Source organism: Paenibacillus sp. J31R30 (genome assembly GCF_059692115.1).
This window is the reverse complement of the sequence record NZ_JCAUAV010000010.1, coordinates 1-24,325: the sequence shown is the minus strand read 5'-3', so window position 1 is coordinate 24,325 and position 24,325 is coordinate 1. Positions and strand designations below refer to the sequence as shown.

Below are 24,325 nucleotides of genomic sequence, written 5' to 3'. Positions count from 1 at the left end.
AATAGCGTCTCCTCGTTCCCTTTCCCCCACCAAATTGGTGTTTTGCTTCAAATAGCGCCCTCACGTTCCCTTCGGTAGCCCGAATCGCTACCGGCTATTTCTCCTCGTCCTTCGCTTTCCTCTGCTCCTCCACCACATGACCATCAATATCGATGATATCCTTGCTGCTAACCGCATCATCGCCAAGGAAATCCCTCAGCTTGTTCTTGGCTTTACGCCTGACCTCATCATCAATGCTTTTCGAGACTGCCGCCAAGGCAAAAGCTAGCGCACTTAAATCATCCACATAACCCACAACGGGCAGCAGATCGGGCATGAGATCCAGCGGCAGGATGAGATATCCCAGCGCACCATAGATTTGAACCTTCGCGCGGAGCGGCGTTTTCGGACTATCCAAAGCGTAAAAAAGCAGCAAGCCAGTATAAATCACTTTACTGCCAGCTTTTTTGGCTCCTTTTTTCAATTTGGACCAGAAGCCATCAATAGAGAAGTATTTTTCATATTTGGAAGAATTCATTTCGCGACCACTCCATTCATCAGCATTTACCATATATATACCCACTATTTTACACCTATCTCATGCATGAAGTCTCGGTTTCCGTTTACCTCTGATTGTTATGCTCTATTTAATTATAGTTAATCGCATCTGGCAACAATCGTGAGAAACCCTGGACGGCGAAGGAGATCCCATGACCGGCTTATCGAACGAACGGAAAGCCGCCAATCCGCTATTCCGCCTGGCTTTTCTATCGTATAGTTATTCTTACCAAGAACGTGACACAGATCCAAATAGCCTCAACTAACTTTTACCCAAGTCCATCCAAAGAATCCCCTATACAAATACACGCTTATCCTGTATGGTGTTGAAATTAACATCTTGCTGTAAGAAACGAGGGCTTACTTATGCGATCCATCTTGAAAAAACTTACTTCCATTCGGCTGCCCTTCTGGGTCATGTTCATGAATACGTTCAGTATGGCCGTCGGATTTTATATGATGATCCCTCTGCTTGCCTCTTATCTATTAAACGACATTCTCCTGACAGTCAGCATGGTTGGGATCATTTCAGCGATTCGCAGCTTCAGCCAGCAAGGGCTTTCCGTTCTTTGCGGTACGTTGGCCGACAAGCTTGGATATAAGCGTACGATTCTCATCGGTTTGTTGATCCGTACCTTTGGATTTGGCATGTTTGGCTTTGTCGACAGCATCCCTGGCTTTATCATTGCTTGTTTCTTCTCCGGCTTAGGCGGATCTCTTTTCAACCCAGCAAGCTATGCCTATTATGCGGCACTATCCACTTCGAGTAACCGTATTACCATTTACTCCATTCGAGAAATGTTAAGCAATATGGGATTCGTTGTAGGTCCCGTCTTAGGTGCCTTACTCATGGGCTTTCATTTCAAATACGTCAGTTTGGCCGCTACGCTGATATTCGCATTTTCCTTTTTCTTCAGTCTCTTCTTCTTGCCGACGATCCAGAGTGAGCAATCTCGCAAGGCCTATACGGGCATCTTATCACAAATGAAAACCGTGCTGAGCAATCGTCCTTTTCGACGTTTTATGATCTTCACGATGATCTCATGGTCCCTTGTCACTCAGTTATATATTGCGGTTCCGTTCCGTGTCCATCAGCTTGCTAGCGATGCGAATATCGGTCTTATTTACAGCAGTGGCGCCATTGTCATGGTCCTTCTGCAGGTTCCACTGTCCAAATTAGGCAACAATAAGCTGCAGCCTTTTGGCGTGATGTCGCTGGGTACCTTACTGCTTGCTGGGGGCTTATTTACATTGGGCATGATGGGTTCCATGTGGGGAATCTATGCGGGGGTTATCGCCTTCATGATTGGACAAGTTTTTCTACAGCCCATGATGAATACCATGGTTTCCGACTATGCCGGGGATGAGCAAATTGCCAGCTATTTTGGTTTCAACAGCTTTGCTCTCTCCATCGGAGCCATCATCGGAAACGTAGGCGGCGGCTATTTGTATGATCTGGGCAACTACCTTGGCTGGCAGGGCCTGCCTTGGGTCTGTTTCTTGGTATTTGGTCTAATGAATATTATGTTTATGCTAAAAGAGCAACGAACAACGGCCACAGGAAGCGCAATTCGCAGAGCCGTTTAAGTAATGACCAAGCTGCTATTCGCCAGCTCTCACGATCCGGTAGGTTACGGCCATAACGCCGTTACTGTAACCTTTGGAGTCGATCATCTTGAGATTCACCACATCCTCGATCCCATCGAAAAGACGCACGCCAGACCCAGCTACAACCGGACAAATGTTGAGGTTAAGCTCATCCAGCAGCCCTTCTCGCAGCAACGATCGCACAAGCGTAGGGCTGCCTGGAACTTGAATGTTCAGGCCTGGCTGCTTTTTGAGCTTCGTAATTTCCTCTACGAAATCGCCTCTAAGCAGTGTCGCTGGTTGCCACGCTAACGTATCCAGCGTTTTTGAAACCACGTATTTCGGTGTATTGTTCAAGAATTTCGCCATCGGCACCTCATTGCTCTGATGCTGCCAGAATTGCGCCAAAAACTGATACGTCTGCGGCCCCAAGAGTACCGCATCCGCTTTCGCCACACCCTCCGCGATTCGCTCCATGATTTCTGCATTGCCCCACTTCTTAGGCGAGTTCTCTGCCGAGTCAATGACCCCATCCAGTGACATAAATAGTCCAGCTACAATTTTCCTCATCGTGAATTTGCTCCTTCTACTTCCAAATGAACGCCTTATGTCCAAATAGTAACACAAAAGAACTTTTAACAAGTACTTAGAGCCTGGAAGTGCAATTTGCACTTTCGTTCGTGTATCCACTATTTTTGCAGAGCCTATTGCGCTCTATATCACGCGGTGATATACTCATCTCATGATATATCACGACGTGATACAACGAGACATGATACAACACACACTGATATAAACCAAAGGAGATTTTATGGATAGCGAAAAGCTCTATCGTCAATATTTACCGATGTCCGAAACGGCCTATTACATCTTGCTTTCCCTAACGGAAGTTCGGCACGGATATGGCATTATTCAGTTTGTTGAGGAACTGACGCAAGGTCGGATCCACCTAGGTCCTGGAACCATTTATGGCAGCTTATCTCGCATGGAGAAGGATCGTTTGATTCAGGCTGTAGCTGAAGAAGAGCGCCGTAAGCTGTATCGCATTACCCCGTCAGGCAAAGAACTGCTCAAGCTGGAGATCGCCAGAATCACAGAGTTATACGAAAACGCGAAGAAAGTAGAGGGATCTTTATATGAATGAGACCAAAAAAGTATTTAAATGGTGGGACAGTTCACAATCGGAGACGATTACGGCATGGTTGGAGGATATGGAGGCACAAGGTTGGCATTTGCTTCGTGTGAATTGGAATGGCCTGCGATTCCACTTTGAGAAAGGCGCTCCCCGCAAAATGAGCTATTGCGTAGATTACCAAACGAAGGTCGATGCTAATTATGCAGGTATTTTCGAAGATACAGGTTGGGATAAAATTTACAGCGGCGCAGGCTGGTATATCTGGAGACAAACGTATCAACATACAAAGCCGGAAATTTTCACGGACATTGACTCCATGATCGAGCGGAATAAACGGCTCATCGGCGTATTTACGGCGGTTACTGCCGCACAAATCCCTATTTTCATGATAAACATAAACAATACGATCTTTTATCCCTTGCTGATCCTCTATGTGCCAGTCCTTGGCTTGCTGGGCATTAGTCTATACCGTTTAGTCGCTGCAAATAAAAAACTACAAGCCAAAAAGGACATTCTCTGATTTGCTAACTGCTTAGCTGAATGTCCTTTAGATCACCTAGCTTCGTTAGGCGCTCTCCACTATCCAATGGCTCCATGCTCTCTCAGCATGGCAATCACCGAAGTATGTCCTTGCTCTTTGGCCAGATCAATCGCATAAACGCCGTCCTCCGACTTCGCATTTACGTCCGCACCATGCTCCAGCAATAGCCCAATAATTGGTGTACTATCCTTATGGAAAGCAGCCACATGCAAACTCGTATGCCCATTGCTATCCATAATCGTCGGCTTCGCCCGGTGAGCGAGCAGCAGTTGAATGACCTCTAGGCTCCGCTCGCCAGCGATTGCTGCGTGTAGCGCCGTATTCGAAGGGATATAACTGACTCGAGAGTGCGATAAGGCATTTACATCAGCGCCATTTTCCAAAAGCAGCTTAATCACTTCTCCCTTACCGAAATGAGCCGCGAATCCCAAAAGGGTTAGTCCGTCACTGTTCTCCGCATTAACAAGCGAAAGATCCGTGTCCAGCAGCTCCTTTACTCGATTTGCGTCGCCCGTGCGTGCTGCTGTAAATGCATCATTGATCATGTAGGGAGCCTCCTCTAACTTGTATGTATGTCAATTCGGCGATAATCTAGATATTTCCTTTTTCCCCTACTAAATAAATCACACCTATGCGACTTGCAAAAAAGACCCGCAGTAACATCGCTGCAGGCCTTCGGTTACTCGCGCTTAATACTAAGTTAAGCGACCCATATACATCAGTTCTTTCGTATCGGTTTGATCCTCATTTCCATCCAGAATTCGCTGCACATCTTGCAGCGTTTCCTGCAAAGAAACAGTCACACCAGCTGCGCCTGTCATCGCTTCAGCCACATACAAAGGCTGTGTGAGATAGGCCTCCAGGCGCTCCCCGCGCCCAAAGGTTTGTACTTCAGCAGCAGGTAGCCCCTCCAAGCCATGAACGTGTACTAGAAAGCGCAATTCCTTATAACGGCGCAGCAGCTTCTTCGCCTTTTGTGCGACGGATAGGTGAAGTGCATCTGTGTAGGACCCCTCGATAATTTCGGAGGTGGACTGCACTGGATTTACTGCCGGGTAAATGTGCCGGGCTGCTAAGTCCGCATCAAATTGCCACAGCGTCTCGAGCGGCCCGTAAGGCAAATCCTCATCGACCGCTTCACCTTTCAGATCAACCAGCAACGTAGTCAGGGACTGTACACCTGCTTCCTGAAGTCGGTCCTGCAGCTGATAGAGCTCATTGCTGAGCACATGCGAACGGTCCGCGGCAAGAATAACATCCTGAGCAGCACCGATTTTGCTAATCTTCTGGAAGGCCTCTTCTACGCTGCTGCAAATGACTCCCACATCACCTGTCACGTCTTCAATTTCGGGATGCTCCCCTTCAGGCTTAAGAAGAATAGTCGCATAACCTTGCTTCTTCAATACATGCAAGAGCTCGGCGAGAATAACTAATTGCCCCATTTTCGGACGGGCGACTAGCCCTGTTGTGCCTCCTTTGGCTAATGGTGCGAACAGATCTAAGGTCTTAATGCCGGTTTCGATCATTTCGAATCTCTCCCCAACTAGAATAAGTTCATCCAAGCTGCAATTTGCCAAAGATGCCAATGCGACAAGGGTTCGTACCTCTGCGCGGCCAATTGGTATTTTACCCGTACATAGATTTGAAACTGTCGCAGAACGTAACCCAACCGCCCGAGCAGCGCTCGTCAAATTAGGAACGCGCCCGCGAAGGAAAGGTACATTCAATCGAATATCATCCAATAGATTCAACCTCCTTACTTCTAAGAGTAATATAAATTACTTCCAAATGCAATATTAATTACTGTATAAATAAAAATCGTTACTCTATAGAGTAAACACTCTCTACAATGATACTCATTTCTTACGTCGACTTCGCACTTCATGCAAATAACCACGAACATTCCGTTCTTCCGAGTGAACGTATTCGAAGTTCAGATACTCAGCAACCTCTTGCGCGGTTTCACTGAACAGGTCACACATCTTAAAGAGCGAATTCCAAATGTTAATGTAATCGGCATCCGTATAAGTTGCTTCGAACGCCTGCCACTCCCCAGCAGTCAGGTGGTTTGGCATGTACTTACCGCATTTGCCAGCACTCATTGTGAAGTCCGAACGCATCGCTATCTTCCACTCGATCATCTGAATCAGGACATTTCGGTTGATTTGCTCGTACATAAACATGACATAGGTCAACTCTTCGCGCCAAAGTCCCTTCGCCATATTCAAGCAGATCCACCAGAATTCATTGCATGCCCCTTGAAAAAGTTTCTCCGTAGGTCTGCGAATATGGTAGTCTCTGTCGCTAGAGACAGGAAGCCGACCTATTGCCCCGTCCTTATCTAGAAGCAATACACTTAAGCTATCAGGCTTCATCAACTGCTGGCGTTGCGCCAAAGGGATTAATGTGAGATCAATCCGATTCCCATCTTGGAATTGCATGAGATACACAATGCGCTCTGTAGGCTCCGTCGGATACAATTCGTTATCATCCGGCATCTGCATGATGAGCCGCTCTCCGAACCGATCGATCCAACCCGGATCTGAACGGAAAGAACCGGTTTCCTGTACGAAATAGACGATATCGTAATCCTGAAAATCATCCCGTGGCACATTCGGATTCGTACGCGACCCATTCATCATAACCGCGCGGATGCGCTCGTCATGTCGAGCTGTATCTAGAATAAGGGCTATCATTTCTTGTTCATTACGCATAGTCATCTCCCTTTTCGATTCATTTGAGCACGATACATCTATTCCCGCCTTGAAACCATGACAAATCCTCTGTTGTCAACTTCTCCAACTCCACCTCAAGCGTTTCGATTTCTTGAATGCCCTCGCCAAACCAAATCGACCACAGTTCAATCGGGTTCGCAATCGAGTGCAGGTTATTCAGATAGTCTAAAAGCTGCCTCTTACATGCCGCATCCCAACTCCCACCGATCCAATAGACGCAAGGCTTGCTTATATAGGCATCTAGTTCGTATGGCGGGCTTGTGCATGCGGCAATTTGCAGCCCTTCCGTATCCGCTTCCGCGCCTGCATACCATACATCCAGCTCATCATCTACTTCATCCCAAGGCAGCGCTCCCGTAGGGAGCGGATCCATCTTTTTGATATCTTTTACCTTCATGCGTAAAAGTCCTGTAAGATCGACTTTCGGCAGCGACTGATCTGCGGCGATAAAGTTAAATTTGCTCATATTTCCTCCCCCTATTAACTGGATGATTTCCATCTATTTGTACATAAAAATCTTCCCATTTTATCCCAATATATCATATACGTGCAGCTATGGCTCATTCTGCATCTCGTACCGTACTGCCTCCATCGCCAGTGAATTGGCAAGCCCTACACAGCATGCAGCTCAAAGCCTAAGCGCAAAAAAAGCTACTCCCGAAAGAGTAGCCCTATCACTGCCAATAAACCAAATACCGTAAACATCGCACCCGAGATGCGGTTGATCCATAGAAACTTTTTATAGCTTGAACTTACCGACGGCTTGCTGCAGCCTTAGTGACATACTGTTCAAGTCGTTCGCGAACGCAGCGACTTCTTGCAGCGCTGCAAGCTGCTGCTCAGCACTCCCCGCTACATTCTGAGCAGCGAAGGAGGATTGCTGTGCAATGTTAGCTGATTCGATCACCGAAGCCGTCACCTGCTCGGATCCAGCGGACATCTCTTCAGCCACTGCAGAAACATCACGAATCTGATCGGCCACCTGATCGATCGCCTGCAGGATCAATTGAAAGGCCTCACCTGCCTCATGCACGACGACAATCCCTGTATGAACCTCTCTAGTTCCCTCGTTCATCGCATCGACAGCTAGCTGCGTCCCCTGCTGAATTTGCTCAATCAGCCCGATAATCTGATTGGCAGAGCTGCCTGATTGTTCGGCAAGCTTGCGTACTTCTCCGGCAACGACGGCAAAGCCGCGACCGTGTTCTCCGGCACGAGCCGCTTCAATAGCTGCATTAAGCGCGAGCAGATTCGTCTGGGTGGCGATATTGGAGATCACACTTACAATGCTTCCGATTTCTATGGATTGCTTGTCGAGCTTCTGCACCATGGAGGCTGTTCGATCGACTGTGGTCCGTATGGATTCCATTTGACGAATTACTTGCTGTAAAGATACATTTCCATGCCTTGCTTTCTCCGAGGCATCATTAGAAACTTCCGAGACGGTAGAAGACGTTTCAGCAATCCGTTGTATGCCTACGGACATCTCCTCCATGGCTCTTGCGCTTTCGTTTGAAGCTAAGCCCTGAGCCTCAGCCCCTCGCGCTACTGCCTGGATAGAAGTCGCGATTTCGTTCGAAGCCGCAGAGGTTTCCTCTGCGCTTGTCGAAAGCTGCTTCGAAGAAGCTGCCACATCATGTGAACTTGCATTCACCTCTCGAATCAGCTCTTGCAAATTAAAAATCATTCGACTAAAGCTATCGGTTAATTTCCCAATTTCATCCTTACTACGACTCTTGATCGTACGTGTTAAGTCTCCCTCGGCAATACTTTGTGCTACATTCATCAACGCATTGATTGGTCCAATAATGATTCTGCTAAGCAGTAATGCTATACCTATGCCAAGCAAAATATCAATAATACAAGAAATAACGAGTGTAGTATTGACTGACTGAATTTGCTCAGTTAAATAATCTCTAGATTCCTTAGATTCTTGATTGAAGTTGTTGATATATTGATCTGCCACGGTATAGATGGTTTGTTTGAATTCGTCCGTCTGATCATCGGCCTTCTTATTTTCTTCGCGAAGCTGCGCAGCTGTTAGTTTACTGCTTTTATTATAAATATCCATGACCACATCAAACGATTTAATAAACCCCTCGCTGGCGGTTCGCAAACTTGCGGCCAACTCTACTTCCTTCGGGCTGTCCGATTTCTGGGCAATGAGCTCAATGAATTGTTTGAATTTCACTTCGTTTTCCTTGTACTCTTTCGCTGCTTCATCACTTTGATTAATAATGACATCGGCTTGATTACTGTACAGGATGCCTACGTAATTCTTAAGCTCGTAAGCCGCCTTTACCTCCGTATTGCGCTCCGTTTCCTGATTCAATGAACTTTGGACTTGAGTTAGTTTCAAGTAATTGTTCGCTGCCCCAATCGTAAATAATAAAATAACTAAGAGCATACCAGATAGAAGCTTCGTTTTTAATGACCAATTTTTAATCATGAAAAGACCCCCTTTTTTTCTTCCTTTTTTTCGAATTCTAGCCGCTAAATGACGTGCATCGTTCTATTGCCTTTGAATTCAAGAAGGTTCTTTTTCTCGTCTAGCAGCCATCTATGAGTGATTATATTCGACAAGTTTCGAGGGCTACCCTACATTTATCGACATCTGCAAATAAAAAAATAAGGGACTATGTCATATTCCATAACATAACAAAAAAGGCTACTCCCGGAAGAGTAGCCCCAATACTGCAAACAAACCAAACACCGTTAACATCGCACCCGAGATGCGGTTGATCCATAGGAATGCCGCTCCTTTGAGCCGCTCACGCAATAGTCCAACCAACAAACTCAGCAGCATCCACCATAACGCTGAGCCCGTGAATACACCGATCACCAAGGCGATTGCAGGCGTGAAGCCGGCATCAGCGCTATCACCTAACCCAAGCCCCGCGAAGGCACCGACGAACGACATGATCGTCATCGGATTCGTAATCGTGAGCAGCAGGGTCGACGCATACGATTTGATCAGCGTGTCCCCTGTTGCTTTCACAGCTTCAGCCGCAGGCTTAGAGCGAAAGGTTTGCACGCCCAAATAGACGAGGAACAGACCGCCGACCAGCTGGAGGATCACCTTTTGATCCAAAAGAAAGCTGGTAATCAGCGTCAAGCCGAAACCAGCGATAAAACCATAAATCGCATCCGCAGTGGCTGCACCCAGCCCAGAAAGAAAGCCATGCAAGCGGCCTAGCGTCAGGGTTCTGCGCATGCATAGGATTCCTATGGGACCCACAGGTGCCGCGATGGAGAAACCTAATAAAAGGCCTTTAAGTAAGGGAATCAGCCACACGTTTAAAACACCTGCTCACCGTCATACGTAGCGATTTTCTTGTAAAGATCCGGACGACGATCGCGGAAAATCCCCCACTCGATACGCTGAATCTCCAGCTGATCCAAGTCAAACTCGGCAACGAGAACCGTTTCCTCGTCACGCCCAGCTTCCTCCACCAGATTGCCCTGCGGGCCTGCAATGAAAGACGAACCATAGAAGTTGATGCTGGAATCCTCATCTTCTTCCTTGCCGATCCGATTCGATGCGATTACTGGCATCAAGTTGCACGCCGCGTGACCGCGCATGCACATTTGCCAGTGATCCTTCGAATCAATAGAGCCATCCTGCGGCTCGGAACCGATAGCCGTCGGGTAGAACAACAGCTCCGCCCCCATCAGCGCCATTACGCGAGCAGCTTCCGGGTACCACTGATCCCAGCACACGCCGACGCCGATTTTGGCGTAGCGTGTTTTCCACACCTTGAAGCCGGTATCTCCTGGGTTAAAATAGAACTTCTCCTCATACCCTGGACCGTCAGGGATGTGGCTTTTGCGGTATGTGCCGAGCACAGAACCATCGGCATCAATGACAGCAAGCGAGTTGTAGCGAGCATAGTTCTTTTTCTCATAAAAGGAGATCGGCAGAACGACTGCAAGCTCTTTCGCGATTTCACGGAAGTGATTAATCGCTTTGTTCGTCTCCAACTCCGTTGCGAAGCGGTAGTAATCGGATTTTTCTTTTTGACAGAAATACGGCGTCTCAAAAAGCTCTTGAATCAAAATAATTTGCGCACCCTTCGCCGCGGCTTCACGAACCAATTTCTCCGCTTTGGCAATGTTTGCTTCTATATTGTCAGAACAGCTCATTTGCGTGGCTGCCACTGTCACTTTTCTCAATGGAATCACCCTTTCTTGCTGGCTGGCATTTGCTGCGTCGTGCAGTGAACATTGCCGCCTTCTTTAATAATGGACATGCCGTTAATTGTGCGAATTCTACGCTCTGGGAACGCTGCTTGAAGCACCTCAATCGCTTTGCGATCCGTCTCTTCAGCCGTCCCGCCGAACACCGGCAAGATAATGCCGCCGTTCACGAAATAAAAGTTCAAATAGCTAAGCGTCAAGCGCTGCTCTTCAAAGAATGTAAGCGGCGGTTGCTCGATTTGAATAATCTCAAAAGAGCGTCCTTTTGCATCTGTCGCGCTGCGGAGAATCTCCAAATTCTCCTGCGTAATCGCATAGTTGGCATCCGAAGGATCGTTGCAGACTTGCAGAATGATTTTGCCTGGAGCAGCGAAGCAAGCAATATTATCCACGTGACCATCGGTCTCGTCGCCGTCCAGCCCTTTGTTCAGCCAGATGATTTTCTCCACATTCACGAAATTGCGGACATGCGCTTCAATCTCTTCGCGGCTTAGATCCGGGTTGCGATTCGTGTTAAGCAGACATTCTTCCGTAGTCAAAAGGGTACCTTCCCCATCCACGTGGATGGAGCCGCCCTCCATAACGAGTGGAGCGTCAAAACGCTTCACACCATGGTGCTCCGCGATTTGTGGAGCTACGTTATCGTCCAAATCCCAAGGCGCGTATTTGCCGCCCCATGCGTTGAACTTCCAATTAACTGCTGCGATTTCTTGCTGCTCGTTCAATACGAACGTCGGACCGTTATCGCGGAACCAAGCGTCATTATGCGGGATTTCCAGAAAATCCACATTGGACTCCGTGAACATCGCTTTCACTTGCGCTGCATCCGAAGGGTTAACGATCACGGTAACAGGTTCAAATTCGGCAATTGCCTTTGCTAGATCCGCATAGCCCTGAGACACCACCGCGTGATCCTCTGGGTACACCATCGAAGCTTGTACAGGCCAAGAAATGAAAGTCCGCTCGTGCTCTGTCCACTCTGCCGGCATGCTATAGTTTAAATCTTTGGGTTTCGTCATCATTCGTCATCTCACTTTATCTTAATTTAGGTAATAATCTCGTAGGAAATTCAAAACATCGTCTCCCATCATAACTCAAAAGCAGCTAAGGCTCAATGTAAATAGGTAGTTCTATGACCAAATCTTTGTCGCTATCCTGCAATGCTTCACACCCGATACTTTTTCACCATTACCTACCAGCATATTTCAAGTACTTTTAATGAACATTAGAAAAGGATTACTTAGATAGCATACCCGAAAGGATGGATCACATTTGGCAACTGTTCTGTATATTACCGCTCACCCTCATGACCATCAAACCTCTTACAGTATGGCTGTGGGTAAAGCTTTCATCGATGCATTTCGGGAAGCAAATCCGAACGACGAAGTGATTCCTATTGACTTGTATCGTGTCCAAGTGCCGCATATTGATGCGGATGTTTTCAGCGGGTGGGGCAAGCTGCGCAGCGGACAGGAGTTCTCCTCCTTAACAAGCGATGAAAGCGCCAAGGTAGGACGAATTAATGAGCTTACGGAGCAATTTATTGCCGCGGACAAGTACGTTTTCGTTACTCCAATGTGGAATTTCTCGTTTCCTCCTGTGATGAAAGCTTATCTGGATGCTCTTTGCATAGCTGGCAAAACGTTTAAGTACACCGAAGCAGGTCCTGTAGGCTTACTCTCCGGCAAAAAAGCACTGCATATCCAAGCGCGCGGCGGCGTGTATTCGGAAGGCCCTGCTGCTAGCATGGAATCGGGTCATCGGTATATCTCAATCATCATGGCTTTCTTCGGTATTCCAGAAACGCAAGGTCTGTTCGTTGAGGGGCATAACCAATTCCCTGATAAAGCGCAGCAAATTAAAGCTGATGCGATTAGTAAAGCGCAGGAATTGGCGAAAAGCTTCTGAGGAAGGGGCAGCTGACAGGCAGATCTGTGACCCGTTGGACACTTTAATGGCGCGTTAGTCGATTTTTCCGACTTGCGAGGACCGTAAGAGCACTTTTGAGGTGCGTTAGTCGATTTTTTCGACTTGCGAGGACCGTAAGGGCACTTTTTGAGGTGCGTTAGTCGATTTTTTCGACTTGCGAGGACCGTAAGGGCACTTTTGAGGTGCGTTAGTCGATTTTTTCGACTTGCGAGGACCGTAAGGGCACTTTTGAGGTGCGTTAGTCGATTTTTTCGACTTGCGGGGACCGTAAGGGCACTTTTGAGGTGCGTAAGTCGATTTTTTCGACTTGCGAGGATCGCAAGGGCACTTTTGGGGTAAGTCGGTTTTTTCGACTTACGAGGACCGTAAGAGCACTTTTGAGGTGCGTTAGTCGATTTTTTCGACTTGCGAGGACCGTAAGGGCACTTTTGAGGTGCGTAAGTCGATTTTTTCGACTTGCGAGGACCGTAGGTGCACTTTTGAGGTGCGTTAGTCGATTTTTTCGACTTGCGAGGACCGTAAGGGCACTTTTGAGGTGCGTTAGTCGATTTTTTCGACTTGCGAGGACCGTAGGTGCACTTTTGAGGTGCGTTAGTCGATTTTTTCGACTTGCGAGGATCTCAAGGGCACTTTTGGGGTGCGTAAGTCGATTTTTTCGACTTAGCGGGGTTCGTGGGGCACTTTTTCTGGCGAGAGGTTATCTACTAAAATAACACGAGGCCACCCTATCAGGGTGACCTCTTTACTATCTATTCCTGCCGACGGTTCAGTTGAACTGTTGGCATTTCTTTTTTCGAAAGGGTAGAACCTACTAAATAAGGATACGTTAGATATAGACCAGTTATAAAGAGCAGCACAGCTATGTAGACAGGCAGCAAATGCACAAAATCCGTATAGCCAATATGCGCATGAACGAGTAGCCCCGCCACGAAGCCTGGCATGCCACCCCAGAGGAATGTCCACCACAACCAGCCTTCGCCCTGATTAATACCCCAGAGCGCCGAAGCGGTTATCGCCACAGCCAGTGAAAACAGCGCACCGCCAAAACCCGCACGATCATGTGCAACGAGCGGAATAATTGTGTCACTCCAAGCAGAGAGCTGTGAAGTAGTTAAACCCAAATACGCCAAATCACTCGGGACGAATACGCCTGTAATCCCGACGATCGATATGGTGAGTCCTCCAATCCCCAAGCCGAAGCCAAGTACTACAAAACAGCATTGCCCCCACTGTGCCCTTAGCCAAACCCGATCATTTCGTAGGCCGGGCGGCTTACGAGACGGGTGATCTTTCAAACCACGCAGCGTAAGCAACAGCATAGGGAGCAGTATAATCGCTGCAGCCGCATGCAGCGGATCAAAATATCCGTAGCCGAGATAGAGAAAGAAACTACTAAAACCAACGGCACACGAGGTTATGACTGCCGTACGTGCCCAATGCAGCCCGTATCGTAAGCCGTGATGAGCTAGCTGATAATAGAAAATACCAATCGAGATCATCGTACCCGCTAAGGTAATGCGATCATGAGACATGAAATGAAGCAGATGTGTATTGAAATGGATAATTTCACTGCGTGATTTACCCAAAAAGTCTTCATCATAAGGCAAAAGCACCGTTGTCGCTGCAATAAACCATGCCAGCACACCGCCGATCATCATACCTAATCCTAGCAGGCTCATCCACCCCCAGTTCGCCCAGAAGGAAGGGGTTGGCAGGAAAGACGCTGAAGGCAGAAAGGAAAGGCTCTCCCTTAGCTGAGGAGTGGTCGACGGGGCGGAAGACGTAACGACAGCGGCTTTGGAATTGGAAGCCAGCTCGTATGAGTGAACACTGACTTCGTTCGGCTCAGCCACAGCTTCCGTGGAGGTCACAGGTGCTGTGACGCGATCATACAGGATCGCTTCATTAATGCGCTTCGGCAGCCCTGGCCCCGCATAAACGAGCCCGCTGTGCAGCATCACGCTAGTCGCTCCTGCTGCCAGCAGCGCGAGCGCGTCTTCCGGCTGATGCACGCCGCCAGCCGCCACAATCGCGCTGCGCTCGCCCAGCGTCTCGCGCAGCAGCCGAACCTTGCTCAGCTGCGCGCTGAGCAAGGCAGCACCGCCGCCGACGCGCTCGCGGCGAGTGCCCGGCTCCCGCTGCGCGTCGCCGAGGACGACACCGCTGAAGCTTCGCGCGGTGTCCAAGATCGCACGCAGCTCCCCCGCTGGGAGCTGCTGCGGCACATACAACAGCACCGGCCTGCCCGGGGCTGCCGCTTCAACCAGCTGGCGTACCTCCGCGAGGTACGCCAAAGCCGTTGCCGATGGCCAGCCTTCGGCGAGGCCATCGAGGGTGAACCCCGCCGCGTACGGCGCTAACTTGAAGAGCAGCTCCCGCTGCTCATCAAGCGCTTCGCGCGGCGAGCTCCCCGGCATCGGCCGCAGCCGCACGAAGTGCGGCAGTCGATGCCCCGTGCCCTTGCGCAGGCGCGCGGCGATCGCGTCCGCGCCGTCGTTCTCATAGCCATCGGAGTAGACGATGGCTTCCTCTTCCGCCATGCGAGTAATCGATGCATGGCTCTCCACCATTCGGGCCGTCACGGGCCCGAGCTCGATGAACACGAGCCCGAACTGGGCGAGTGCCTTGTGTGCGGTACCGTGCGGGTCAAGCCCGCCGCTAAGGCCGACTGGGCAGGCAATCGGCACGCCTGCCAGCTCGCTCGCCAGATGCGGCGACATTTCCATGTGGCCCATCGTGCGAATGACAAAGGTACCGCCAGGTATGCGGCTTAGCCCGCCTATCGCATGCAGAGTGAGATCCCTAGCCCTCCGCCCGCTAAGGCGAAAAAGCACCGGTTTAAATAACGTATGATACGACCAGTCGGGCATAGGCCGCCTCCCTCATTTGGATGTTATACCCAGTATATCGCTTATCTCTTTCGTTGCCCATAGACACACTTTGTTGCGATTCCCTGTGATTCTAATCACAGGGGTACCCTCCTCTTGTTCGTTATACTAAAGGCATAAAGTCATTCTATTGGAAATGAGATGATCCCACATGCTAAGCGAACAAACCATCCGTATCATTAAATCCACTGTGCCTGTACTCGAAGTTCATGGTGTAGCGATAACCAAACGATTCTACGAAAGACTGTTCACGGCTCATCCGGAGCTGTTGAATCTTTTTAATCACGCCAATCAAAAGCAAGGCAGACAGCAATCCGCTCTCGCCAACGCCGTCTACGCAGCAGCCGTGCATATTGATCGGTTGGAAGCCATTCTGCCCGCAGTGAAACAAATCGCGCATAAGCATCGCAGTCTTGGCGTCAAACCCGAGCAATATCCTATCGTCGGGGAGCATTTGCTAGGCGCGATTAAAGAAATCCTTGGCGATGCCGCAACGGACGAGATTTTGGGGGCTTGGGCTGAAGCTTACGGAGTCATCGCCAGCGCCTTTATTGGCATTGAGTCTGATATGTATGCGAATTCCGCCTTGCAGCCTGGGGGATGGTCGGATTTCAGACCGTTCGTAATCGCTCGAAAAGACCGAGAAAGCGACGTCATCACATCCTTTTACCTGAAGCCACAGGATCAAGGGCCTATTGCTAATTTTGAAGCTGGACAGTACGTCAGTGTCCGCGTTCAAGTCCCAGGCGATGACCACACGCATATTCGGCAATACAGCCTTTCTCATGCATCGGGTCAGCCTTTCTACCGGATCTCGGTTAAACGCGAAGACACGAATCCAGCTGTCCCTGCAGGCAAAGTTTCCGTCTATTTGCACAACCAGGTTCAAGAAGGCGATGTCCTCTGGCTATCCGCGCCAGCAGGCGACTTTACACTAGATACAGCGGATACTCGACCTATTACACTTCTTAGCGGCGGTGTAGGACTCACCCCGATGGTGAGCATGCTGCATTCACTTGTCACGACGCAGCCGAATCGGAAGGTTACTTTTATCCATGCCGCTCAAAATGGGGGGCATCATGCGCTCCGTACAGAAGTCGAACAGCTGGCTAAGGAGCACCCTCAAGTCACAATTGCTTGGTGCTATGCTCAACCGACAGTTGCTGATATCCGTGAGCAGGCGTACCACAAAGAGGGCTATCTCGATCTAGCTTGGATCCAAAGCCTTGTACCGACGGTGGATGGCAGCTTTTACTTCTGTGGACCTTTGCCGTTCATGAAAACGGTCAATCAATCGCTCATCGCGTGGGGCGTTGCGGAGGCGGATCGTCGTTACGAATTCTTCGGTCCCGCAGGCGCGCTTTCCTAACAAAACAGGGAGAAAGAGCTTACTCGCTCTTCCTCCCTGTTTCACGTAGCAGCCGATTCACGGTTTCTCGGCGAAGCCCTATGAACTGGCCGATTTCCTCTTGTGTCAGCACGTCGGTCAGCTTCAAGTTTCCTATATACTGTTGAAACCATTGTTCCATTTTTAACAGCTTCGCTGCTGGAGTGATTTCCGTCAGTTGATCGATCCGCTGCTGCATCATGCGCAGCTTGTCCTGTAACTGTCGCGCAATCGTGCGAAAATGTTCCGGATTGCGTTCTAAGTCCTCATACAAAGGCTCAGCAGGCAGCACTTCAACCTCACTCGTGACCAGCGCAATCGCGGTTGCATAATAGGCACTCGGACTAATCAGCGAATGATGCGGTATCGTCTCACCAGGCACAATGATATTGACGAGCGTCGTATTTCCGTCTTCATGCGAGCGAACGATTTTCATAAGACCTGTATGCAGCTTGAAAAGTGAGCCAGACTCTCCTTGGCGGAACAGGATTTCTCCCTTGTGCAGTTTCATCTTTGCTTCTCCTTTTATGTGCAAAAAAAGCGACAGCACCTTGGGCTGATCGCTTTTCATTATTACACTGATGGCAACGCTATAGCTCTTTTTTCAACGGTTCAAAAGGTGCACGAACTAACTGGCGTATCTGTGCTATTTTTCCCGATAAGCTCACGTACCAACTCAACTGCTCGACCTTGCCAATGAGCCAAATCGAGATCAGCAACCCTGTCAGTGATACAAAAACCGCAATCGGCAGTACCCACATGGAGACAGGATGTGCGAAATAAGGGATGAACGAGACTGCCAGGATCGGCGCCGCATTCCATTTGAAAAATTGGATTAACGTGATCGTCACGAGGGCTGTCAGGAAGAAGGAAATAGCTCCCGTGCTGATTGTATAAAAAAGACTTCCCATCGTAACCGCGATAATGGCTCCGATAATAATCCGGCGAATTTCCTTGATGTTGTCGACGCGATGCATGAATAGAAAACTAAATGCCCCCAGCGTTGGGTAAAAGACCATCTTCATCGATGGAAAGTGATAGGATGCCCAATAGGCTCCCATCAAATAACAGCAAATGATAAGCGAACGAAGAATCATCGTTGGTTCCCGTCCTTTTCTATAAGGGATTCATGAGGCCATTCACGTTCTAAATCAGACCTCTCCCATTTTACAAAATAGACAGAGATTCAGTCAATAACTTTACATGTCATGTAATATCATTGCTACCTCGTATGTCGCTTTATTAGCTCTGATCCACCGACACTGTTGTCGACGCAAAGAACTTGGCCACAGCAAAAGACGCCGCCCCAAGCACCGTCGACCGATCTCGAAGCTCTGAAAACTCCACCTTCAGCTGCTTACGCGGATGTGGTAGTGAACGCTTTTCCAACAGCTCCAGCAAAGGCTTCATGAGCCACTTCTCGCCGCCAGCCAGCCGTCCGCCAAGAATAATAAACTCTGGATTATATCCGTTAATGATGTTCACAACGCCGACACCGAGGTAGTAGCCCAGCCGCTCAAAAAGCTTGATGACCCCTGCGTCGCCACTCTCCGCTTTGCTTAATAGAGTCTCTAAGTCAACTTCGTGCCCAAACTCTTTCCCCGCTTGCTCCAATAACGCATGCTCCGATGCGTAAAGCTCCCAGCAGCCTAAGCTGCCGCAGCGGCACTTCGGACCATCATGCTGAATCGAGATGTGGCCGATCTCGCCAGCGAAACCCGTCGCCCCGCGATACAGCTCGTTTTTAATAATAATGCCCGCACCGATCCCCATTCCGATGGACACATAGATGAGATTCGCAGTGTCTTTGCCTGCGCCGAACTGCTTCTCGCCTACTGCCCCAGCATTCGCTTCATTATCAATAACAACTGGGAGTCCGAATTCAGCCTCCAGCTGCGCCTGCAACGGCACATTTTCCCAGCCTAGATTCGGGGCAAATAATAGATTCCCCTCTTCATCGCAGATGCCTGGCACGCCAAGACCGATACCAATCACGCCATAAACGCTCTCTGGCGCTGTTTCAACCAGCTCACGGATCGTCGTTTTCAGTAAGTGGGTCACCTGCTCCACGGACTCATTGTGATGCTGGATGCGTCTTTCGCGAATCACTTTACCCGTCAAGTCGGTAAGCACAGCCAACATGTCATGCACGCCAAGATCAACGCCAATCGCATATCCCGCCGTACCGTTAAACAGCAGCATCATTGGCTTACGCCCGCCGCTCGATTCCCCTACACCGATCTCCTGGGCAAGGGAGCTCTCGATGAGTTCATTCACGAGACTGGATACCGTCGCTTTCGTCAGTCCGGTAATCTCTGCGATTCTAGCGCGTGAGATCGGTGAGTCCGTGCGAATGTGATGCAACACGATTGTTTTATTTATTTTTTTCACGAGGTTTAAGTCGCCTGTCTGTTTCATGGTTATCCTCCATACCGTTCCAAATGCTGCGAGTCATTCGCTATGAAAATGATTCTAACATAGAAGACTTTTTCGCGCATCAACTAAGTTTGTTTAATGAATTTACAAACTATTCGAATGATGCTATGATGACTTCATAAGCATTTATCATTCATTTATACGGAGGCTGAATTCATGAGCTACTTTGACAACATTCAACCAGTTAATTACGAGGGACCGACATCGACGAACCCACTCTCTTTTAAATTTTATAACCCAGATCAAGTTATTCTAGGCAAAACAATGCGTGACCACATGCGTTTCGCCGTTGCTTACTGGCACTCCTTCTCTGCTAATGGTTCTGACCCATTCGGCGCTGGCACTAACATCCGTGCTTGGGACCAATACGACGGCTTAGAGCTGGCGAAAGCTCGCGTTGACGCTTGCTTCGAGCTTCTAAACATTCTAGGTGTGGACTACTTCGCATTCCACGATCGCGATATCGCGCCAGAAGGCAGCACTCTGCAAGAAACAAATGCAAACCTCGATGAAATCGTTGGTTTGATCAAAGATAAAATGGCTTCCACAGGCAAAAAGCTGCTTTGGAATACAGCGAACATGTTCACGAACCCGCGCTTCGTTCACGGGGCTGCTACTTCGAACAATGCAGAAGTTTTTGCATACGCAGCAGCACAAGTGAAAAAAGCTTTGGATCACGCGAAAGAGCTTGGCTCTGAAAACTATGTGTTCTGGGGCGGCCGTGAGGGTTACGAAACGCTTTTGAACACGGATCTTGGTCTTGAGCTCGACAACCTTGCTCGCTTCCTGCACATGGCTGTGGATTATGCCAAAGAAATCGGCTACACTGGTCAATTCTTGATCGAGCCTAAACCAAAAGAGCCTTCCAAGCACCAATACGATTTCGATGCAGCAACAACACTTTCATTCTTGCAAAAATACGACCTGCTTCCTTACTTCAAATTAAACCTTGAAGCTAACCATGCTACGCTTGCAGGTCACACGTTCGAGCACGAGCTTCGTGTAGCTCGCGTTAACGGCATTCTTGGTTCCATCGATGCTAACCAAGGCGACTTGTTGCTAGGTTGGGATACAGATGAGTTCCCAACTGACCTGTACTCGACGACTATGGCGATGTACGAAATCCTTTTGAACGAAGGCGGCATCGGCCGTGGCGGCGTGAACTTCGACGCGAAAGTTCGTCGTACTTCCTTCGAGCCAATCGACGTAGTATACGCACACATCGCTGGTATGGACGCATTCGCACGCGGCTTGCAAGTTGCAGCTAAATTGATCGAAGATAAAGTATTCGAGGGCATCCTTGACACGCGCTACGGTTCCTTCAAGTCCGGCATCGGCGCAGACATCGTGTCTGGCAAAGCGGACTTCAAATCACTAGAAGCTTATGCACTTGCAAATAACGGACCAATCGTGAACCAATCCGGCCGTTTGGAATTGATCAAAGCAACTGTGAATCAATATTTGCTTAACGCTTAATCAGTTAACACCAAAAGTCCCGCTTCAGCCTCTGGCTGGGGCGGGACTTTTTAATTTATCGCGTCACAAGTGAGACGCTCCTATTTTAATGCATTGCGGATCGCCGCTTCGATCTGATCCATCGGGTCGCTGTCGGGCTTCTTATAAAGCCCGCTGGCCACAGCAGCCTCGGCGCTCACGGCCTTGTCATCCTCGACCAGCTTCTGCAGCAGCGTGCGCGCGCTGCCCTTGAGCTTGGTCTGGATGGCGCGATACGCTACCGCGACCATCTCGTCGCGGCGAAACACCGCGCCTTGCGCGATCAACTGCGCGTCGCTCGCGCCGAGCAGTCCGCTTGTCGCCGCAAGCTCGCTAGCCGTCTGCGGCTCCGCCTCTGCATAGCCTAGCGCGCGCAGCGTCAGCGCCAAGAACTGCTCGCCGGTAATGCTCGCATCCGGCGCAAACTGATCGTTGGTGACACCGTGCACCAACGCTTTACTAAACGCGAAGCCGACGGACTTCGCGGCCCAGTGCGTCGCCGGCACGTCCGTGAACGGCGAACTCAGCCCTTGCGCATTCGCGGCGGCGGTCTCCCAGCCGAACAGACGCAGCAGCATCGTGGCGCCCTGCGCCCGTGTTAGCGTCTGGTCCAGCTCGTAGCCGCGATCCGTGCCTTGAAACAGCTGCAGCTTGTTCAAGGTGTCGGCTTCCGCTGTGTGCTTAATCCCAGCGTCCGCAGCCCAAGCGCCCCCTGCAAGCAAAGTCGAGAGAAGCACGGCTCCAGCCATGGTCCTAGCAAGCTTTTTGATAATGGATCCCCTCATCGCTGCACCGCCTGATTCGCACCCTTGTGACGAAGTGTGGTGAGGTCAATCACATAGGCTGTTTCGATTAGCCTTTGGAAAAAAGGATCCGTTGATCCTTTCAAATCCCATTTGAAACTGATCGCAAAATTCATCGGGTTGCCGTAATCATCCCAGTTGCGCGTCAGTCTAATCGCTTTCCAGCCATCGGAGTAGTCCTTCACGACGCTTTTGTCGGCTAGCTTTTTACCTGTCACGAACTCGGTTTCCTGCCCTCTTACTTGGTTATTCAAATTGTAAATCGTGCTGCCACCATTGGATAAACCGCGAGCACTATGCACACCATCCGTAACACTGATGAACTCCTCTGTAAAAGAGTAACCCATCATATTCGTCAGTTTAACCACACCATACAGCACTTGCAGCGGCTTGGCCGCGTTGCTATAAACAGCATCATAGACAGACATGGAAACCGTAGGCTTCCCTCCCATTGCTACTGGATAAGCCGTAAATTCGGCCGCATACTGCACCTTAATATCCAGCATCTCGTAAGTGATACTGCCTGGCTTCGTGACAGTTTGCTCTGCCGCCAGCGCAGGAACGGTAAACCCGAGACAGCTAATCAACAAAAACAAAGAGATTACTTTACTTATTTTCCTAATCATACCAAATCCCTCCCATTTTCTAGATTACTAGATGATAGGGAGGTTGGCAATATGTCATAAGCTATAGGCTGCTTCAGCGTTAACTAGACTACTCTTCCACTTTGATTTCATTGGAATGGGAAGCCGCATGTACGTGTTGTGCAGAGCTCAACGATTCGTCATCATTGTTGTCACGAACTGTTTTTTGCAGAACAAATGAGGACATAGTTAGGAACAAAGCCGTTACTGCGTAGTACCCTTTGACGGAAAGAATCTGATCAAGATTGATAATGCCGATGAACATGCCCAGCAAGGCTAAAGCGAAGGAGCTCCACGCTAAGAATGTAAAAGCCGATGTATTCCGTTTGCGGGCTTCGAACCCATCCTCCAAATTGTCTCGAATGACCTTCTGCAGCACGAACGCCGACATGGTCAGAAACAGCGCACACACCGCAAAATACCCTTTCACGCTAAGCGATTCATCGAGTGTATATATCCCAATAAACATTGCCACGAAAGCTCCAATAAAAGATGCCCACGCCATAAAAGTGAAGGCTGTTGTATTCCGTTTCCGCTGATTCATCATGTTAAAATCCCCCTATCGTTGCCCTGCAACGTTGTGAATGACTTGCTCTTGATACTTAGTATAGGGAGCTTCGAGCGTTCTAAATAGTACTATTTTCCAATAGTACCTACTCCTAAGACTTCCTTCCATACACCTGCACGCAGAGTGACTCTGTATTGATGAAAACATCACTACAGCTCGGACTGGTAGATAAATTAGCCTTTTCCCGCCCCAACTACCTGACGAGGGATAATTTGACACTCTATTTTTAGTACTTTATAGTACTATTCATGACGAAAACAAAAAAAGTAACCAATCGAGATGTTGTACTCCAGACCGCTATGAACCTCTTTCTGACCAAAGGTTATTTGGCCACTAGCATGGACGAAATCGTGCTCACAAGCACGGTGTCGAAGACGAACATTTACTATTATTTCAAAAGCAAGGAAGATCTCTTGACCGCGATTCTCGACCAACTCATCCAGAGCTATACGCAGATGATGCAAGACATTGCAGCTCGTTCAGACTTACATGTTCAGGAGCGTTTTGACCTGTTGCTTCACAGCATGACAGGCACCGAAGCTAACTTCTTAGCTGGCTGCCCCTTCCTCACCCTGTATACGCAAATGCCGCAGGAGGCGGACGAACTCAGACGGAAAGTGGGCTTATTTTTTCAGGATCAAATGCATGTAGTCGAAGACTTGCTCCTCGAAGGTGTGCGCAAAGAAGAGTTTTCCCCTACACTTCCTACAAAAGCTGTCGCTGGGCTCATTGTTTCAACCATCGAAGGCGCTTTATTTCTACAGCATGCGAAACAAGACCCGGCTTTGCTGAGGCAAACGCTTACTACTTTAGCTCATTTGCTAAAGTAATTTTTTTAGTCACAACTAGTACTATTCAGCACTAATAAATGCACTAGCGCATGATAACAAAAAGGAGTCAGTTCTTTTGTATCCCGGCAGCTTGCTGCATTGAGAAACGGCTCAGACTCGCGGGCTCGGCATTCTCGTCTGTGCTGCTGCGAGAGGCATGATGCCTCTCGTACCCGGTGGTTCTACACATTGGCTGCCTCTGCCGAGGATACTGCTCTAGCGCACAAGTTTTGTGCGCTAGCATGCTGCCGATGCACGGCATAACGCTCTTGCGCACAAGTTTTGTGCGCTAGCATGCTGCCGATGCACGGCACAACGCTCTTGCGCACAAGTTTTGTGCGCTAGCTTGCTGCCGATGCACGGCATAACGCTCTTGCGCACAAGTTTTGTGCGCTAGCATGCTGCCGATGCACGGCATGTCGCTCTTGCGCACAAGTTTTGTGCGCTAGCATGCTGCCGATGCACGGCACAACGCTTTTGCGCACAAGTTTTGTGCGCTAGCATGCTGCCGATGCACGGCATAACGCTCTTGCGCACAAGTTTTGTGCGCTAGCATGCTGCCGATGCACGGCATGTCGCTCTTGCGCACAAGTTTTGTGCGCTAGCATGCTGCC

General features: G+C 49.2%; 24 protein-coding genes and 1 pseudogene. 7 read left to right on the top strand and 18 right to left on the bottom strand.

Features of this window, described 5'->3' with window-relative positions; genetic code table 11:
- Positions 1-94 precede the first annotated feature (94 nt).
- Entirely contained in the window at positions 95-517 is a 423-nt protein-coding gene (locus tag AC58QO_RS25405; RefSeq protein ID WP_497270459.1) for a DUF1232 domain-containing protein, read from the bottom strand.
- A gap of 386 nt (positions 518-903) precedes the next feature.
- Between AC58QO_RS25405 and AC58QO_RS25400 the strand changes: the two genes are divergently transcribed.
- The gene (locus tag AC58QO_RS25400) at positions 904-2,124 is read left to right on the top strand and encodes an MFS transporter (protein WP_497270457.1); all 1,221 of its coding nucleotides are present in this window, start codon (positions 904-906) and stop codon (positions 2,122-2,124) included.
- A 15-nt stretch (positions 2,125-2,139) separates the two neighbouring features.
- Here AC58QO_RS25400 and AC58QO_RS25395 read toward each other — a convergent pair whose 3' ends face one another.
- A complete protein-coding gene (locus AC58QO_RS25395) occupies positions 2,140-2,694 on the bottom strand; it encodes a dihydrofolate reductase family protein (protein ID WP_497270455.1) in 555 nt (184 codons plus the stop codon).
- A 241-nt stretch (positions 2,695-2,935) separates the two neighbouring features.
- Between AC58QO_RS25395 and AC58QO_RS25390 the strand changes: the two genes are divergently transcribed.
- Both AC58QO_RS25390 and AC58QO_RS25385 read left to right on the top strand, forming a co-directional pair.
- The gene (locus tag AC58QO_RS25390) at positions 2,936-3,268 is read left to right on the top strand and encodes a PadR family transcriptional regulator (RefSeq protein ID WP_497270453.1); all 333 of its coding nucleotides are present in this window, start codon (positions 2,936-2,938) and stop codon (positions 3,266-3,268) included.
- Entirely contained in the window at positions 3,261-3,779 is a 519-nt protein-coding gene (locus AC58QO_RS25385; RefSeq protein ID WP_497270451.1) for a DUF2812 domain-containing protein, read from the top strand. The genes AC58QO_RS25390 and AC58QO_RS25385 overlap by 8 nt, the downstream gene beginning before the upstream one ends.
- 59 nt (positions 3,780-3,838) lie before the next feature.
- On the opposite strand, the gene AC58QO_RS25380 is transcribed toward AC58QO_RS25385, so the two are convergent.
- The 8 genes from AC58QO_RS25380 to AC58QO_RS25345 form a co-directional block, all read right to left on the bottom strand.
- The gene (locus tag AC58QO_RS25380) at positions 3,839-4,345 is read right to left on the bottom strand and encodes an ankyrin repeat domain-containing protein (RefSeq protein WP_497270449.1); all 507 of its coding nucleotides are present in this window, start codon (positions 4,343-4,345) and stop codon (positions 3,839-3,841) included.
- Positions 4,346-4,495: 150 nt separating this feature from the next.
- Complete coding sequence (locus AC58QO_RS25375) at positions 4,496-5,542, bottom strand: P-loop NTPase family protein (protein WP_497270447.1); 1,047 nt, start codon at positions 5,540-5,542, stop codon at positions 4,496-4,498.
- 114 nt (positions 5,543-5,656) lie between these two features.
- Positions 5,657-6,514 (bottom strand): aminoglycoside 6-adenylyltransferase, encoded by an 858-nt coding sequence (locus AC58QO_RS25370; protein ID WP_497270445.1) that lies wholly within the window; start codon positions 6,512-6,514, stop codon positions 5,657-5,659.
- Between the two features lie 19 nt (positions 6,515-6,533).
- A complete protein-coding gene (locus AC58QO_RS25365) occupies positions 6,534-7,001 on the bottom strand; it encodes a hypothetical protein (RefSeq protein ID WP_497270443.1) in 468 nt (155 codons plus the stop codon).
- A gap of 273 nt (positions 7,002-7,274) precedes the next feature.
- Entirely contained in the window at positions 7,275-8,984 is a 1,710-nt protein-coding gene (locus AC58QO_RS25360; RefSeq protein ID WP_497270441.1) for a methyl-accepting chemotaxis protein, read from the bottom strand.
- A 219-nt stretch (positions 8,985-9,203) separates the two neighbouring features.
- The gene (locus AC58QO_RS25355; RefSeq protein WP_497270439.1) at positions 9,204-9,830 is read right to left on the bottom strand and encodes a LysE family translocator; all 627 of its coding nucleotides are present in this window, start codon (positions 9,828-9,830) and stop codon (positions 9,204-9,206) included.
- A 2-nt stretch (positions 9,831-9,832) separates the two neighbouring features.
- Positions 9,833-10,708, bottom strand: a complete 876-nt coding sequence (gene aguB / locus AC58QO_RS25350) for an N-carbamoylputrescine amidase (protein ID WP_497257900.1) — start codon at positions 10,706-10,708, stop codon at positions 9,833-9,835.
- 5 nt (positions 10,709-10,713) lie between these two features.
- A complete protein-coding gene (locus tag AC58QO_RS25345; RefSeq protein ID WP_497270437.1) occupies positions 10,714-11,754 on the bottom strand; it encodes an agmatine deiminase family protein in 1,041 nt (346 codons plus the stop codon).
- A 250-nt stretch (positions 11,755-12,004) separates the two neighbouring features.
- Here AC58QO_RS25345 and AC58QO_RS25340 point away from each other — a divergent pair, with 250 nt between their 5' ends.
- Positions 12,005-12,640 (top strand): FMN-dependent NADH-azoreductase, encoded by a 636-nt coding sequence (locus AC58QO_RS25340; RefSeq protein ID WP_497270435.1) that lies wholly within the window; start codon positions 12,005-12,007, stop codon positions 12,638-12,640.
- 770 nt (positions 12,641-13,410) lie between these two features.
- Here AC58QO_RS25340 and AC58QO_RS25335 read toward each other — a convergent pair.
- Entirely contained in the window at positions 13,411-15,531 is a 2,121-nt protein-coding gene (locus AC58QO_RS25335; RefSeq protein ID WP_497270433.1) for a dihydroorotate dehydrogenase, read from the bottom strand.
- Between the two features lie 169 nt (positions 15,532-15,700).
- Here AC58QO_RS25335 and hmpA point away from each other — a divergent pair, with 169 nt between their 5' ends.
- Entirely contained in the window at positions 15,701-16,918 is a 1,218-nt protein-coding gene (gene hmpA / locus AC58QO_RS25330) for an NO-inducible flavohemoprotein (protein ID WP_497270431.1), read from the top strand.
- 19 nt (positions 16,919-16,937) lie between these two features.
- On the opposite strand, the gene AC58QO_RS25325 is transcribed toward hmpA, so the two are convergent.
- The 3 genes from AC58QO_RS25325 to AC58QO_RS25315 all read right to left on the bottom strand — a co-directional run bounded on the left by AC58QO_RS25325 (position 16,938) and on the right by AC58QO_RS25315 (position 19,354).
- Positions 16,938-17,447, bottom strand: a complete 510-nt coding sequence (locus AC58QO_RS25325) for a Crp/Fnr family transcriptional regulator (protein ID WP_497270429.1) — start codon at positions 17,445-17,447, stop codon at positions 16,938-16,940.
- Between the two features lie 79 nt (positions 17,448-17,526).
- Complete coding sequence (locus AC58QO_RS25320) at positions 17,527-18,033, bottom strand: hypothetical protein (protein ID WP_497270427.1); 507 nt, start codon at positions 18,031-18,033, stop codon at positions 17,527-17,529.
- 145 nt (positions 18,034-18,178) lie between these two features.
- A complete protein-coding gene (locus AC58QO_RS25315) occupies positions 18,179-19,354 on the bottom strand; it encodes an ROK family protein (RefSeq protein ID WP_497270425.1) in 1,176 nt (391 codons plus the stop codon).
- A gap of 174 nt (positions 19,355-19,528) precedes the next feature.
- Here AC58QO_RS25315 and xylA point away from each other — a divergent pair, with 174 nt between their 5' ends.
- Positions 19,529-20,848 carry a xylose isomerase gene (gene xylA / locus AC58QO_RS25310; protein WP_497270423.1) on the top strand — a complete coding sequence of 440 codons (1,320 nt, stop codon included), beginning with the start codon at positions 19,529-19,531 and terminating at the stop codon, positions 20,846-20,848.
- Between the two features lie 80 nt (positions 20,849-20,928).
- Here the strand turns inward: xylA and AC58QO_RS25305 are convergent, their stop codons facing one another.
- The 4 genes and pseudogenes from AC58QO_RS25305 to AC58QO_RS25290 form a co-directional block, all read right to left on the bottom strand.
- Positions 20,929-21,525 (bottom strand): S-layer homology domain-containing protein, encoded by a 597-nt coding sequence (locus tag AC58QO_RS25305; RefSeq protein ID WP_497270421.1) that lies wholly within the window; start codon positions 21,523-21,525, stop codon positions 20,929-20,931.
- Positions 21,526-21,647: 122 nt separating this feature from the next.
- Entirely contained in the window at positions 21,648-22,295 is a 648-nt protein-coding gene (locus AC58QO_RS25300) for a hypothetical protein (RefSeq protein WP_497270419.1), read from the bottom strand.
- 88 nt (positions 22,296-22,383) lie between these two features.
- Complete coding sequence (locus AC58QO_RS25295) at positions 22,384-22,665, bottom strand: YiaA/YiaB family inner membrane protein (RefSeq protein WP_497270752.1); 282 nt, start codon at positions 22,663-22,665, stop codon at positions 22,384-22,386.
- Positions 22,657-22,857, bottom strand: a pseudogene (locus AC58QO_RS25290) (YiaA/YiaB family inner membrane protein); the annotation flags it as partial. The pseudogene AC58QO_RS25290 and the gene AC58QO_RS25295, both read right to left, overlap by 9 nt.
- A gap of 272 nt (positions 22,858-23,129) precedes the next feature.
- Here AC58QO_RS25290 and AC58QO_RS25285 point away from each other — a divergent pair.
- Positions 23,130-23,711 carry a TetR/AcrR family transcriptional regulator gene (locus AC58QO_RS25285; RefSeq protein WP_497270417.1) on the top strand — a complete coding sequence of 194 codons (582 nt, stop codon included), beginning with the start codon at positions 23,130-23,132 and terminating at the stop codon, positions 23,709-23,711.
- Positions 23,712-24,325 lie beyond the last annotated feature (614 nt).

Coding starts and splice junctions, on each gene's coding strand:
- AC58QO_RS25405 (WP_497270459.1), bottom strand. CDS start 517: ATGAATTCTTCCAAATATGAAAAATACTTCTCTATTGATGGCTTCTGG.
- AC58QO_RS25400 (WP_497270457.1), top strand. CDS start 904: ATGCGATCCATCTTGAAAAAACTTACTTCCATTCGGCTGCCCTTCTGG.
- AC58QO_RS25395 (WP_497270455.1), bottom strand. CDS start 2,694: ATGAGGAAAATTGTAGCTGGACTATTTATGTCACTGGATGGGGTCATT.
- AC58QO_RS25390 (WP_497270453.1), top strand. CDS start 2,936: ATGGATAGCGAAAAGCTCTATCGTCAATATTTACCGATGTCCGAAACG.
- AC58QO_RS25385 (WP_497270451.1), top strand. CDS start 3,261: ATGAATGAGACCAAAAAAGTATTTAAATGGTGGGACAGTTCACAATCG.
- AC58QO_RS25380 (WP_497270449.1), bottom strand. CDS start 4,345: ATGATCAATGATGCATTTACAGCAGCACGCACGGGCGACGCAAATCGA.
- AC58QO_RS25370 (WP_497270445.1), bottom strand. CDS start 6,514: ATGCGTAATGAACAAGAAATGATAGCCCTTATTCTAGATACAGCTCGA.
- AC58QO_RS25365 (WP_497270443.1), bottom strand. CDS start 7,001: ATGAGCAAATTTAACTTTATCGCCGCAGATCAGTCGCTGCCGAAAGTC.
- AC58QO_RS25360 (WP_497270441.1), bottom strand. CDS start 8,984: ATGATTAAAAATTGGTCATTAAAAACGAAGCTTCTATCTGGTATGCTC.
- AC58QO_RS25345 (WP_497270437.1), bottom strand. CDS start 11,754: ATGATGACGAAACCCAAAGATTTAAACTATAGCATGCCGGCAGAGTGG.
- AC58QO_RS25335 (WP_497270433.1), bottom strand. CDS start 15,531: ATGCCCGACTGGTCGTATCATACGTTATTTAAACCGGTGCTTTTTCGC.
- hmpA (WP_497270431.1), top strand. CDS start 15,701: ATGCTAAGCGAACAAACCATCCGTATCATTAAATCCACTGTGCCTGTA.
- AC58QO_RS25325 (WP_497270429.1), bottom strand. CDS start 17,447: ATGAAACTGCACAAGGGAGAAATCCTGTTCCGCCAAGGAGAGTCTGGC.
- AC58QO_RS25320 (WP_497270427.1), bottom strand. CDS start 18,033: ATGATTCTTCGTTCGCTTATCATTTGCTGTTATTTGATGGGAGCCTAT.
- AC58QO_RS25315 (WP_497270425.1), bottom strand. CDS start 19,354: ATGAAACAGACAGGCGACTTAAACCTCGTGAAAAAAATAAATAAAACA.
- xylA (WP_497270423.1), top strand. CDS start 19,529: ATGAGCTACTTTGACAACATTCAACCAGTTAATTACGAGGGACCGACA.
- AC58QO_RS25300 (WP_497270419.1), bottom strand. CDS start 22,295: ATGATTAGGAAAATAAGTAAAGTAATCTCTTTGTTTTTGTTGATTAGC.
- AC58QO_RS25285 (WP_497270417.1), top strand. CDS start 23,130: ATGACGAAAACAAAAAAAGTAACCAATCGAGATGTTGTACTCCAGACC.